This window comes from Aliikangiella coralliicola (genome assembly GCF_007004725.1).
Taxonomy (GTDB): Bacteria; Pseudomonadota; Gammaproteobacteria; order Enterobacterales; family Kangiellaceae; genus Aliikangiella; species Aliikangiella coralliicola.
The window spans coordinates 156,627-169,939 of the sequence record NZ_ML660170.1; the positions used below are offsets into that span (position 1 = coordinate 156,627).

Consider the following 13,313-nt stretch of genomic DNA (forward strand, 5'->3'; position numbering starts at 1 on the left):
TGCTGGTTGCCAGGAGTTTTTTCCTCAACGAATCAACATTAGCGAAATATCATCTACTAATATCAGGAGTCTTTTATGCTTAGTTATCCGACTCAGATCAATAAATCATCAACGACTAACCCGTTTATCGTAAGCATCTCACTTTGCCTGATATTGATGGCTTTCTCATTTTCTGCCAACGCCGAATCCTATATTCATCAAATGCAATATCTAAAAGCAGAGCAAGTTATCCCTGTGATAAAACCGCATTTAAGCCAACAAACCCGATTGACCGCCAAAGGATATCAATTGTTTATTCAGTCTACACCAAAGGACTACGAAAAAATTAAACAGATGATGCTCATGCTGGATAAAAAACCAGGAAACTTTCTCGTGCAGGTCAGAGTATTAGATCGTCGGCTGGATAACTGGGAAATGGCGGGAGCTCAGCTTAAGTCTTCCGGTAAAAAATTAAGTGCCGGCGTATCCCGTTATCAAACATCCGGCAGAAACAAAATAGATAAAACATTCTCTGTGAGAACTACCGAAGGATACCAAAGTTTTATTAATACGGGAGAAGCATTTCCAACCCACCAATTGGTCAAACACTATGGTAGCTTTATCCCGAAAACAAAAGATAAAAAAGTGAATAGCGGCTTCTATGCAACAATTCATAAAATGCCTGGTAACAAAATTAAAGTCTCTATATCAACTCAACAGCAAAACCGCAAAGGGCAGCACTCTCAAACTATTCAAACGTCTAAGGCAAATAGTGTTTTTGACGCGACACCCGGTCATTGGGTTTTGATCGCTTCCACCGGCACAACGGCAACTAGTGGCAATAATGCGATTCATCAGCGAAAGCAACCGGGCAACAACCACTACTCTGTGAGCGCTTCAAGAAGCGACAAAAGATGGTTTTACCTGAAGGTGACCGAGCAGCTTAACTAGAACTGATTTTTTTAGAGCATAAATGCAGCTTTAACCAGAAATTTAACCGCCGCTCTAAAACAGTGGCAATGCATAATGATGACAATACTTTAGGGCGTGTTTATCTTTCGTTCTTTGAGATTGTTGCGGCTAAAATTTTGCCAATCAAGAAGAGCGGAGCGTGGTTTAGTTATTCTAAATGAGCAACAAACGACGCAGAGTGGCGAAATTTTAGCCGCAACCCGAAGGGCCGGGCCATTTTTTCGCCCAGCTGCGTTAAAAGATGAACCTGTAGAATGGCTACATGGCTCATCTTTCGTCTTGCTGAACAAAAAAATGACCTCGGCAATCTCAAAGAACGAAAGATAAACACGCCCTAATATTGATTATCACTAAATCATCTAGCGTTAGAAAAAGAATTCACGTATATTGCGGCTCAGCTACCCCTCACCAAACGCTGGTTTGGATCTATTAAATTCCGCTCAGGTTCATTGTGTTTAATAAAATATCGCAAGAGACAAAATACTTGTTACCTATCGCTATTCCTGCGGTACTGTCTCAGTTAGCACAAATGGCTATGGGCGTCATCGACACGGTGATGGCCGGACACTACTCTAACGACGCCTTGGCGGCTATCGCCATTGGTACAAGTCTATTACACCCAGTGCTGATTTTTTTCATGGGGTTGTTTTTAGCCTTCAATCCAATCATCGCCCACTTTAGAGGAGCCGATTCGCAAACCAAAATCGGTATGCATTTCCGCCTGGGAATTATCCTCGCAGCCGCTTTCTCTCCCATCGCAATTTTAGTGCTTCTTAACGCACAGTATGTATTGCACCTGTTGGGGGTGGCGCCAGAAGTTGCAGAGTTAGCAACTGGATATTTACACGCGACCGTTTGGGGGATGCCGGGATTGTTGATATTCCTGGCACTCAGATTTTGCAACGAAGGTATGTTTTCTACACCGGCAATTATGGCTTCGACGGTGTTTTCTATTCCGTTTAACATCGGCTTTAATTACTGGTTTATGTATGGTGGTTATGGTGTTCCCGAAATGGGTGCGATTGGTGTCGGTTACGCCACCAGCCTGGTGTGGACAATGATGTGTCTGGGCTTGTTGTTGTACACGATCTTCACGCCCAAATATGCGAGCCTGGAAATATTCAAACACACTTCTCTACCACACTGGGTCGAAATCAAGGAAGTACTCCGTCTCGGATTGCCAATGGCGGTTACGCTTGGTTTTGAAATTACCATGTTTGCCGCAGTCTCACTGATGATAGCTCGTTACCCGACAGAAGTGATGGGCGCCCATCAGATCGCTGTAAACATCGCCTCGATCAGTTTTATGATCCCGTTAGGGATCTCACAGGCAATTACGGCACGAGTGGGTTACTTTGCTGGTAAAAAAGACCCCACAGCGACTCAACTGGCGGGCTACACCGGAATTGGCCTGTCAGCAGCGATTTCTGGCTTTTCTGCAAGTACGATGATCTTGCTTCCTTTTGTTCTGGTTGGTTTTTACACCATCGATAACCAAATTTTAGAAATAGCCGCCTCGCTACTTTTTTACGCAGCAATATTTCAGTTTTCAGATGCACTTCAGGTATCTTCAGCAGGCGCCTTGCGAGGCGTTAAAGACACTAAAATTCCGATGTTCATCACAGCGATATCTTACTGGCTGGTCGGTTTTCCAGTGGGTTATATTCTGGCTGAAAATTTCGGTTATCAAGCAAGTGGCTATTGGATAGGACTGATCGCCGGTTTATCAACGGCTGCAGTTTTATTGTTGCACCGATGGGTTATGCTCTCAGCGAAAAAGCCGGGTGAAATGGTGGTGGTTTAAATCAATGACCACCTCAATTTTCACCGGAGACTGCGGTAATTTCGACTCTAAGTAACAATCAACGACAGAGTGTTAATGACAGGTGAGTTTCTCTTTATGCACTTTTTCAAGTTCACTGATAGCCCACGCGGGATAATCGTCGGCTTTACCCTCCAGAGAAGACACCAGTTCTATCGCTTTTTGTTTTTCACCTTTGCAAATTAGCATATAAGCCATTTCTCTTCCGCCAGCATAAGAATTCATATGAAAGGCCTTCTCATAGTTTTCAAACGCTAATGGCCAATTTCTTGTGATCCCAAGCAACCCGTATTGGTAGATTTTTGCAACTTTAAGCAGCGACTCAAGATGATTTGCTTTTGCTGCATAAAGATACCAATCAAAAGCTTTTTTATAATTCTGTTCGAATCCAATCCCCCTTTCATAAAATCGGGCTAATCGATATGCAGCGTCAATATTGCCTAGCTCGACTGCTTGCTGGGTATAACTAATGACTTTATCTCTATCTGCCTTGGCGACTCCAGTAGCCCGATATTGAAACGACATAAAATGCATATCGTCTCCCATTTGGCGCCTATCTTCCCCTCTGTATTCTCGAACAATTCCCAAGTGCTCGCGCAGAAACTCCACAATTTTTATAAATTGATGTCGCTCCCCATTCCATGTTGGATGGCCGTGAGTAGAATCTGGATACAGCACGAATTCATGGTCAACTCCTAGTTTATCTAAAACATAACTCAATCGGTATGAATGCTCAGGATGGGCAATCCTATCTTTGCCGCCTGCCATAATCATTATCGGCACATTAATTTCTGCGGCACGGTAAACAGGTGAATTGCGTTTCGCCTCCTCAAAATGACTTAAAATATCACCGACGGTATTAGTAATTGCTTCTCTGATTTTTTCGCTTTGGTAGATATTTGACGCCGAATACAGCAAAGTCAAATCAGTCACACCAAAATAAGACACTGCACATTGATATTTTCCAGGGTAATTGATCACAGACATCAGTGAAGAATAACCACCATAACTACCACCAATGATACACATTTTATTTTCATCGATTTGATAATGTTCAATAGCATAATTAACCGCGCTATCAATATCTTTTTCAATACCTTTTCCCCATTGAGAAACACCGGCCTGCTGGAAACTTTTTCCATACCCGGCAGAACCTCTAAAATTAACTCGTAACACGGCAAAACCGCGGTTAGCCAAATACTGAACTTCGAGGTTAAATGAATTGGTATCGCTGACGCCAATTGGACCGCCATGCGGCATCACAACTAATGGGTATTTCGTTTTACTGGTATTGGGAAGCGTTAAAAAAATTTCAACAAAATGCCCCTCTGGTGTTTTGATTCTCTTGGTCAGGGTCTTTTGAAATTTGAGTTCAGCAAATTGGGGGCGAATATCAAATAATCGAATAGACTCTCTTTTTTGTTTGTCATAGTAATAATAAGCGCCTGGAAAATCAGAGTTAATCATAAAATAGATCGAATGGTTAGAATCCAGAGATTCACTCACTAAATAAACTTTTTGCTGAGGGAATTTTTGCGCAATTTTTGATTGGCTATCACTGCTCTCTTCCATCAAGTATTGTGTAGTCGGCAACCCATGCTCAACGTAGGTGACAGAGGCAAGCTTTCCAGAAGTGTGGTCGACTGTCGCGCCGATAACATCGTATATATCAGATTCAAATAAAACCTGCGCTTTTTCCGGTTGATTCACGTTATAACGAATCACAGCGGTCTTATCCCTCTTAATATTAGACAGCACTACAATTTCGTCATTATCAAGCGCTTGAATCGGACGAAACACATCGCGATGATGCTTCCTCTGATAAATTTTTATCCACTTATTGTCCTTCAAATGGCGGTAATTGAGTGACATTTTTTCATCTTCCTTAATCAATGCCAATCGTAGTCGATGGAAGCCATCAGTGACAAAACCAACCGCATTATCAACCCCCTTGTTGAGCTTTCTTAGATTAGCGAGTTCGCCAGACATTAATAATTCTCGGTTTGCCTGAACAACACGATAATCCGACTCTCCATCAAGCAAATGAGCGAAAATAAATTCGCCTTTAACTTCTAACATGGGATCAACCAGATGCCCATCAACTTTCGGGGAATACTCGTTAAATCGAATCCCTGCTTCGTCTGAAAATATCTCCATTATTTTCAGGTGGGAATATCTTAAACGATATTTGATGAACACTGTATTTTCATCAACCCAGTTAACCTGCGAGACCCGGCGTAATTCATCTTTGTCCAAGGCGATAAGCTTAATTTCTTCGCCGGTTCTAATGTCACGAACAAAAATAATGGTGTGATTCGGGCTATTTCTTCTCCCCAGTGCAAACTCTCCTCCAGGGCTAATACTAATAGCGCTATGTTCCCGCGAGCTAAATAGTTTTGATGTCGCAATAAAGTCCGCAGCGAATACGTTAATACTCAGAAGAAAAAGAAACAGCGCAAATAGTTTATTCATGACTTGCTCCCGCCTCTTTTTGTTGATGCTTCTCGGGGGCTGGTATTTGTGAACGCTCGACTTTTTCTCTTTCAGGGTTATTGACGGCTTCACCACCCTCTAACTTTTTGTTTTTCTCAGCGGCAATTAAACTCAATGCATAGCTGATAAAATCATCACGATCTTTTCCACCATAATTCAGCACTGTATTTTTTAGTAGCAACGGTTGTTCATTTTCCAGGTATTTTACTGCAGCCGTTGACTGGTTAAGTAAATCATAATTGTAGTAATTGTTACCGAGATGCTGAACATAAATATGTCCGATGTAGTTGAGTGCCCCACGCTTAACATCAAATTTCCACGTTTCAGGAAAGCGGCTGTCTTCCAACGAAATATACCCACGGCCAAAATCTAATTTGCTGATCTGGTACTCTCCAGGAGGCAAAGAAATGACCTGATATGGCTTAGCTTCGACCACCAAATTCTTTTTGCCGCTAAGATGAATTTCTTTTATGTAAGCCTGCGAATCTATCGCAAATAATAATAAAGTTTTCTGTCTGATTTTTTCCGGGTTATCAATTTGCTGAGTAGACATCACGGAAACACGAGAGGGTGAACAGGCAGATATAATGAAAATTAGGAATGCTACTACTACAAACTTATTCATAAATAATCCTTATTTAACGAATTTGTCTTGGTTGGCGCTTTGATAATTTCTAGAATAGCTTTAATCTTAAGCGCCGCAATGCGAATGATAGTCAAGTGAATAGTCAGGTCTATTCAATATTTGAATCTATTGAGCACCTCACTCTGTTAATCTTAGTGCAACCAAGTCAAAAGTTATCTTACCCAAATAACTAAATGTTATCTCCGAGCAAGCACTCCAACTTGATGGCACTAGATAATCAAGAATACCTGATATTAAGCTGTTAGTTTCTTCATTACTTCAAAATAGTCTAGTCGAATATTTTCCTCATCATGATGATTTTTATTTCTAATTTTCCACTGTCCAGCCACCATGACGTCATTCACCGGTAATTCGGCACAAGCGAAAATAGCTGCATCAAGAATAAAGTTATCCTGCTTTAAATAAAGACTTGGATGATTTCGATCAAGCACTACTATATCTGCACGGTTGCCTACTTTGATCTCACCAACATTTTGATTCACCGTTAGCGCACCTTGTTTCGCCGCGTGGCAATACAAATTCTGCCCAACCGAGGCACAAGATTGTGAGGTTAATACTGCCCTTTGGTGAGTAGTTAAACGCTGACCATACTCCAGCGTTCTGATTTCATCGGCTACATTGACCGCAATATGTGAGTCTGAACCGATTGCAAATTTTCCGCCCTGTTCCAGAAAACTTTTCGTCGGAAAAATTCCATCTCCTAAATTAGCTTCAGTAGTTGGACATATTCCGGCCACCGCCCCACTTTTTGATAGATTAGCCACTTCCTGATCTGTTAAGTGAGTCGCATGAATCAAACACCAGTTCTTATCGACAGAATGATTGTCCAACAACCACTCCACTGGACGCTTACCATAAAATGCCAGACTGTCTTCAACTTCCTGAAGTTGCTCAGCAATATGAATATGAACTGGCGCACCGGGATTAATATTACGAATAAAAGGGACAATTTCAGACAATTGCTCTTCACTGACTGCTCTTAAAGAATGAGGTGCAATACCTAATCCGATGGTCGATTCTTGCTGGTAAGCGGAGTTAATCTCGGTCAGTAACTGACAATATTCATCAAGTTGATGAATAAAGCGCATTTGAGCTTCCGATGGCGCTTGCTTGCCGAAACCAGCGTAGGTATAGAGAACAGGCAAATGGGTAATCGCTAATCCAGTTTCTTTTGCAGCATTAATAACCTGGTGAGACATTTCTGCAGGGTCATCGTAAAATTTACCACCCACCTGATGATGCAAATAATGAAATTCTGCGACACAGGTATATCCTGCTTTCAACATTTCCAGGTAAAGATATTTGGCGACCTTATGAGCATCTTCCGGCGTCATTTTGGCAACAAAGCGATACATAATATCTCGCCAACTCCAAAAACTATCCAACTGACTTGCACGATACTCTGAAAAACCGGCAAAAGCCCTCTGAAATGCGTGCGAATGACAATTGACCATGCCCGGCACAAGTGCCCCACTTACTTTCTCCGCACCGCTCAAAAGACCATCGTCTATCGAGAGAATCGTACCTTGTTCGCCAATTGATAGGGTTTTATTCTGTTGCCACTGGTTCCCAATCAAAACCATTTCAGCGTATAATTTCACTTTTATTTCAACCGTGATTTTTGCCCGTTTAGTTAAAGCGAAACCTTAACCACCTCAATCGGAAATGGCAAGTTTTGTCGCACCAAAATACTTAAAAGTTACCGGCAAATTAGACTCGCAAAATCACACAAATCAGGTAATCCAATGTCGACAGTGTTTGATCTTGTAATTCATAACGTAAATTTAGCCACGATGGCTGAAAATGACAATTACGGCATTATCAATAATGCGGCCGTTTGTATTAAGGATGGTCAAATCGATACCATTATTTCTGAAATGGACAAGCAATCGGGAAACCTGGAAACGGAACAAGCGATTGACGCCGAAGGTCGCTGGATGACTCCTGGCCTAATCGATTGCCATACTCACCTGGTTTATGGTGGTAATCGAGCTAACGAATTTGAAATGCGTCTCGAAGGTGCCAGTTATGAAGAGATCGCCAAAGCAGGCGGCGGCATTGTTTCAACCGTTAAAGCAACTCGCGAGACCGACAAACAGGCACTTTTTGACGCAGCTGCGAAACGCTTAACTTACTTGATTGATGAAGGTGTTACCACTGTAGAAATTAAGTCTGGTTATGGATTAGATCTCGATACTGAACAAAAAATGTTAGAAGTGGCTAGTGATTTAGGTCAGTACTCGCCGGTTGAAGTAAGTAAGACTTTTCTCGGCGCACATGCCGTTCCACCGGAATATAAAGAAAAAGCTGACGATTATATTGATTTGGTGTGTGAGCAAATGATGCCTGCGCTCCACCAAAAAGGACTGATTGACTGTGTTGATGCATTTTGTGAAGGTATCGGTTTTTCTGTGTCACAAACGCAACGAGTATTTGAGAAAGCAAAATCTTTAGGTTTGCCGGTTAAATTACACGCTGAGCAGCTTTCAGATTTAGGCGGTTCTCGGCTGGCGTGTGAATTTGAAGCCTGGTCAGTCGATCATCTGGAATTTCTCAATGAGCAAGATATTCCGAAACTCAAACATGCCGGTACAGTCGCAACGCTGCTTCCAGGCGCATTTTATTTCCTCAATGAAACTCAATTACCGCCAATCGAAGCCTTAAGAAAACACCAGGTTCCCATAGCGATAGCCACCGACTCTAATCCCGGTAGTTCACCCTGCTTATCGTTATTACTCATGCTCAATATGGCAACAACATTATTTAAGCTGACACCATTTGAAGCGCTTCAGGGTGTGACCATTAATGCTGCGAAAGCGCTCAATATCAGTCACAAAGTGGGGAGTATCGCAGAAGGAAAACAAGCAGATCTGGTCCTTTGGGACATTAACTCCCCTGCCGAATTAAGTTATCGAATTGGCGGAAATCCCTGTCATACGGTGATTAAAAAAGGTGAGGTTATTTTAGCTAAAGGGTGATCAGAGGACAGTCTACTGTCATCTCAACCGCGGCGGAGAGATGACAAGTGCAGATTCTGGCCAAGTGCAGGCGCTCTGTCTCAATTAAGATCTTTAGCAAACTGACAGAGTAATTTTAGCGGTACAATTTCCAGTGCTTTTTTGTGTGTTCTTTGCAGAAAAACTTTAGGCGCCATACCGCTCTGGTGGGCTTCAAGCCAACGCGCCGCGCACAAACACCAGCGATCACCGGGTACTAACCCTGGAAATCCGAATTCTGGAATCGGTGTCGACAAATCATTACCACGAAATCGAGAATACTCCAGGAACTCTTTATTCACTTCAACACATACGGTGTGAGAACCCGAATCGTGTTTGCTGGTATTGCAACAACCGTCGCGAAAAAAACCGGTTACTGGATCTTCACTACAAGGAATCAAAGGCTCATCAAATACATTAAGTGAAGGCTCTATATCTAGTTCTTCCATGCTAATCTCTTAAATCTGGTCAGTGAATTCTTACGCTAAATCTGCTCGTTTGCTTTTGGTTTTAACAATTCACTCAAGCTTGATCGTCAACAAAAAAACTAAGTTGAAATTATCGTTCATTTCGATCAAATAACTCGATAAACAGTTTTAGTGTTTACATTGAGTATATCAATTTTTTTCGGAATTAAAAAACCGCGTAACAAACGCGGTTTTTATCGACTGTTCAGTCTCTACAGAACGGTTTTTACTTAATGCAGGACTAACTAAAGATCATCAATAATCTCATACAAAGCGTCAATTGCAGAAGCACCTAACTTAACACACCTCTCGGGAGACCAACCTTGTAATGGTTGAGGTGTATCATTGGTATCTTTAAATGGCATTTCCAGGGTAATCGATGGGCACTCAAATGTTTCTGCAATATAGTTGGTGCATATCGTCATGTTCGCTTTACCAGGTTCATCGGCCGGATAACCAAACTTCATCTGAAAATCAGGGTTGACTTTCATCATGGATTCGCCGAACCGACCGTGGAGATCTGCCAACCGCTCATTCCATTTAGGTACACCCTCAGCGCCTGCTATAAAATTGTATGGTAAGCCTTCATCACCGTGAACGTCGAGGCAGAAGTTCACGCCAATTTTATGCATCTGTTCTCGAACTAAATAGACTTCAGGGCTGCGCTCCATGGTTGGTTCTAGCCATTCACGATTGAGGTTAGCACCCGCAGCATTGGTTCTTAAATGTCCTCTTCGGCTACCATCTGGATTCATATTAGGGACTACGTAAAAAACGGCTTTATCAAGCAATTGGCGTGAAAGCGCCTCGTCTTCATCAAGTAATCGATGTAAAAACCCTTCCATCCACCAAGAGCCCATGGTTTCGCCAGGATGTTGTCTAGCATGCACCCAAATTTTCTTTTTCCCTTCCTCTGGGCGACCAATAATAAGCTGGTCAAGGTCTTGTCCGTCTAGCGTTTTGCCCAGAGTATTTAGCTGAACCTTAGGATCGCCGATTGCCCAGCCGACGAAATCGGCCAACCTTTCCGTTGAATAAGGCGCAAAATAAGCGTAATAAACAGACTGATATTCCGGCATGTGATCAATTTGCAACACACCATCCTGATAGCTGGTGGGCACTCGAAACCAGAACTCTCGATCATAAGAAGCTACCGCTTGATAATCTTTCCAGCCATCGAGATAAGCAACGCCACTCGCATTGGCAAACTTTATCTGACAATCCTGACCTTCGGCGCCGGTTAATCGAAAATAAAACCATTGGTAAAAGTCACTGTTATTATCATTTTCGATTTCCAATTGAATGTCTGAAGGATCGTCGCATTTCAAACAACGAATATTGCCTCCATCAAAGTTACTGTTTATTTGCATTAGCTGAAAATTCCCGGTTTATTAGTTAAGTTTATTGTCAATTCACAGGTCGATTTAAGAGGAAAACGATTGCGTTTTGTTTGAAAACAAACGCTTATTCTAGAATCTTTACCTGGTTTATAATCAATGAGAAAAAGCACGAGCCGGATTCTACCAAAAATTTGGGCATAATTGATGACTAATGTCATTCTATAAGCCCCATGAATATTCTATCGATGCTATCGATTTCAAACCCTATTGATTTCAGACCCTACAGATTTCGCAAACAACACCTTCACCAGATGGCTCACTAACATCCGCAGAATAAATCAGTCTATTACAAATATGCCCTCGGTTCCAAAATCTGCAACTGGTCTGACAAGGCTGGCGAATTCGAAACCCACACCCACGAAAACTAACGGAATACTAACTATTTGAAGATTAAGACATTTATGGCAGTATATTCTCTTTGGAATATCTCGGCATCACTCTCGTATGTTTATTGCCATACCCGTTAATTACGTATAAGGATCCCTATGGAACACCTTTCTAATGAACAGATTCTCGTTAGAGAAATTCCGCGACTCAACACTATAGCGTTTGAACCGCTCGCTGCTAAATATCCGATGTTAGCCGCATTTGAATCGTTTATCGGTTGGATTATTTTGTTAATTCCTGCCACCGCAATTGATTTCTTCGTCGACAAATTTTCCATACCACCAACCGCTTACTATGGGCTAATTGGTATCGCGGTACTCAGCACGCTTTTGGGTTACTTCGGCGCAAAAGTCAAAGGTTTCGCGCTCAGGGAAAGGGATATTTTATATAAAGAAGGCCTTTTCTGGAAAAAACAAACCGGCGTCTCTTTTAAACGCATTCAACATATCGATATTTCACACGGTCCGGTCGAACGGCACTTTCAAATTGCGACAATTAAATTTTTCACCGCCGGCGGCGCATTTGCTGACTTAAAAATAAGTGGTCTCAATCAATCGGATGCAGAAGCGCTTCGCACTCACATTCTTGAGAAAAATGGGTTAATTGGCAATGACAAGTGATCTTAAATGGCATCGTTTGTCGCCCATTTCCGTTTTGTTCTTTTTGGGAAAAGTCGTTTCACGATTACTTAAAGATGCTCTCCCCGGTTTAGCCCCTCTTGCCGTGGTTATTTTTAATTCAGATGATAAAGCCTGGTTAACCAGCTTAATTGTTGTTGGCGTTCTCGGACTTATTATCACGAGTGCAATTTTGCAGTATTTATTTTTTCAATTTCAGATTCAGGCAGACAAAGTACTCATTAATGAAGGCGTGTTAAAAAGAAATCATCGTATTTTAAGCTTCGAACGGATACAAAATATTAATATAATTCAGCCAGCCTACTTTCGGCCATTTTCCCTGGTAACCCTGCAACTGGAAACCGCCGGCTCGAAAAGTAATGAAGCCAATTTGGCTGGAATCAATTCAAACCATGCAGATGAAATCAAAGCCCAGGTTTTGTCCTCTCATCAAGAAAAATCAATACTTAGCGACGCTGCCTCAGTCGATAACTTAACTCCGAATGATACCCTTGAAGAATTCGACAATGCAAAAAATACGGTCGATACAATCGCAACGGCCGACATCAAGCAATTGGTAAAATATGGACTGACCAGTAACGCAATGTTCTGGTTTCTCGTGGTTATTGCTCCCCTGTTTGGAATGATGGATGATGTATTAGAAAAGTGGATTGGTGAAGAGGGTTTCAAATCTGCAGCCGAATTTTTTGGCGGCGGAGTGACAGGTAGCATTACTCTGGTCGTGCTGATTATTTTGGGTCTTATTTCATCGATGCTAATATTTTCAATTCTCGGCTCAATTTTTCGTTACTATCGATATCGCTTAACCCTAACTGACGACACGCTGAAAAGACACAGTGGCTTACTCAATACCCATGAAGAATCTGCTAAGCTCGCCAAAATTCAAGCCTTTGTCAGCCAGACGAACTTTATTGGTAAACGATTAAAAGTTGAAAATGTCATCTTGAAACAAGCTTCCGGGCAAACTAATCAACAAAATGCCCGCTCCGGTTTGTTTGTGATTCCAACGCGAACCGCGCAACAATCGAATAAACTTTTGAGCATGATTCTGTCTCTCGAATCTCCGTTAACGAACCTGAGATCAATTGACCGGCGGTATATTTTAAAAACCTGGTCTCAACTTATGGTCATTCCATTATTGTTGTCTATATTACTCGCCATCGTTTCAGAATCTTATTGGCCATTTTTGATTTTACTTGTCGGCTTATTAATCTGGCCACTGGTGGTTCTGCGGTGGAAAAACTTCGGCTATCAGTTGGCTAGCCATTTCGCTACCTTAAGGACTGGTTTTGTAGGCTTTAGAAAAATCACTTTTCCTTTATTTAAGGTTCAGCGAGTGGAAATCAGTCAATCGCTCATTCAAAAAAGAAGCAAGCTCGCAACATTGAAACTCTTCCTGGCTTCCGATAGAGTTATTATTCCATACATTCCCTACGACGAGGCAATGGAGTGGTTTGACCATGTGAGTTATCAAATTGAAATGACTGATAAATCATGGTTTTAGTAGCATCGA

The 13,313-nt window shown here is 41.9% G+C and carries 10 protein-coding genes; 5 read left to right on the forward strand and 5 right to left on the reverse strand.

The features are described from left to right. Positions 1–75: 75 nt before the first annotated feature. Both FLL46_RS22770 and FLL46_RS22775 read left to right on the forward strand, forming a co-directional pair. Entirely contained in the window at positions 76–930 is an 855-nt protein-coding gene (locus FLL46_RS22770; protein ID WP_142934066.1) for a hypothetical protein, read from the forward strand. Positions 931–1,402: 472 nt separating this feature from the next. Beyond that, the gene (locus tag FLL46_RS22775; protein ID WP_142934068.1) at positions 1,403–2,755 is read left to right on the forward strand and encodes an MATE family efflux transporter; all 1,353 of its coding nucleotides are present in this window, start codon (positions 1,403–1,405) and stop codon (positions 2,753–2,755) included. A 72-nt stretch (positions 2,756–2,827) separates the two neighbouring features. Here FLL46_RS22775 and FLL46_RS22780 read toward each other — a convergent pair whose 3' ends face one another. The 3 genes from FLL46_RS22780 to FLL46_RS22790 all read right to left on the reverse strand — a co-directional run bounded on the left by FLL46_RS22780 (position 2,828) and on the right by FLL46_RS22790 (position 7,513). Continuing rightward, positions 2,828–5,245 (reverse strand): prolyl oligopeptidase family serine peptidase, encoded by a 2,418-nt coding sequence (locus FLL46_RS22780; protein WP_142934070.1) that lies wholly within the window; start codon positions 5,243–5,245, stop codon positions 2,828–2,830. After that, complete coding sequence (locus tag FLL46_RS22785; protein ID WP_142934072.1) at positions 5,238–5,891, reverse strand: hypothetical protein; 654 nt, start codon at positions 5,889–5,891, stop codon at positions 5,238–5,240. The genes FLL46_RS22780 and FLL46_RS22785 overlap by 8 nt, the downstream gene beginning before the upstream one ends. Positions 5,892–6,145: 254 nt before the next feature. Continuing rightward, the gene (locus FLL46_RS22790) at positions 6,146–7,513 is read right to left on the reverse strand and encodes a formimidoylglutamate deiminase (RefSeq protein ID WP_142934074.1); all 1,368 of its coding nucleotides are present in this window, start codon (positions 7,511–7,513) and stop codon (positions 6,146–6,148) included. Between the two features lie 144 nt (positions 7,514–7,657). Here FLL46_RS22790 and hutI point away from each other — a divergent pair, with 144 nt between their 5' ends. Beyond that, positions 7,658–8,890: an imidazolonepropionase gene (gene hutI, locus FLL46_RS22795; RefSeq protein ID WP_142934076.1), complete on the forward strand. Its 1,233-nt coding sequence runs from the start codon at positions 7,658–7,660 to the stop codon at positions 8,888–8,890. An 80-nt stretch (positions 8,891–8,970) separates the two neighbouring features. Here the strand turns inward: hutI and FLL46_RS22800 are convergent, their stop codons facing one another. Then, on the reverse strand, positions 8,971–9,357 hold the full coding sequence (locus FLL46_RS22800) for a DUF2237 family protein (RefSeq protein WP_142934078.1): 387 nt from the start codon (positions 9,355–9,357) through the stop codon (positions 8,971–8,973). Positions 9,358–9,620: 263 nt separating this feature from the next. After that, positions 9,621–10,745 (reverse strand): M14 family metallopeptidase, encoded by a 1,125-nt coding sequence (locus tag FLL46_RS22805; RefSeq protein WP_142934079.1) that lies wholly within the window; start codon positions 10,743–10,745, stop codon positions 9,621–9,623. Between the two features lie 515 nt (positions 10,746–11,260). On the opposite strand from FLL46_RS22805, the gene FLL46_RS22810 reads away from it, so the two are divergent. Together FLL46_RS22810 and FLL46_RS22815 are read left to right on the forward strand one after the other, a co-directional pair. Beyond that, positions 11,261–11,782 (forward strand): PH domain-containing protein, encoded by a 522-nt coding sequence (locus FLL46_RS22810; protein WP_142934081.1) that lies wholly within the window; start codon positions 11,261–11,263, stop codon positions 11,780–11,782. Then, the gene (locus tag FLL46_RS22815) at positions 11,772–13,304 is read left to right on the forward strand and encodes a PH domain-containing protein (RefSeq protein WP_142934082.1); all 1,533 of its coding nucleotides are present in this window, start codon (positions 11,772–11,774) and stop codon (positions 13,302–13,304) included. The genes FLL46_RS22810 and FLL46_RS22815 overlap by 11 nt, the downstream gene beginning before the upstream one ends. The last annotated feature ends 9 nt before the right edge of the window (positions 13,305–13,313 follow it).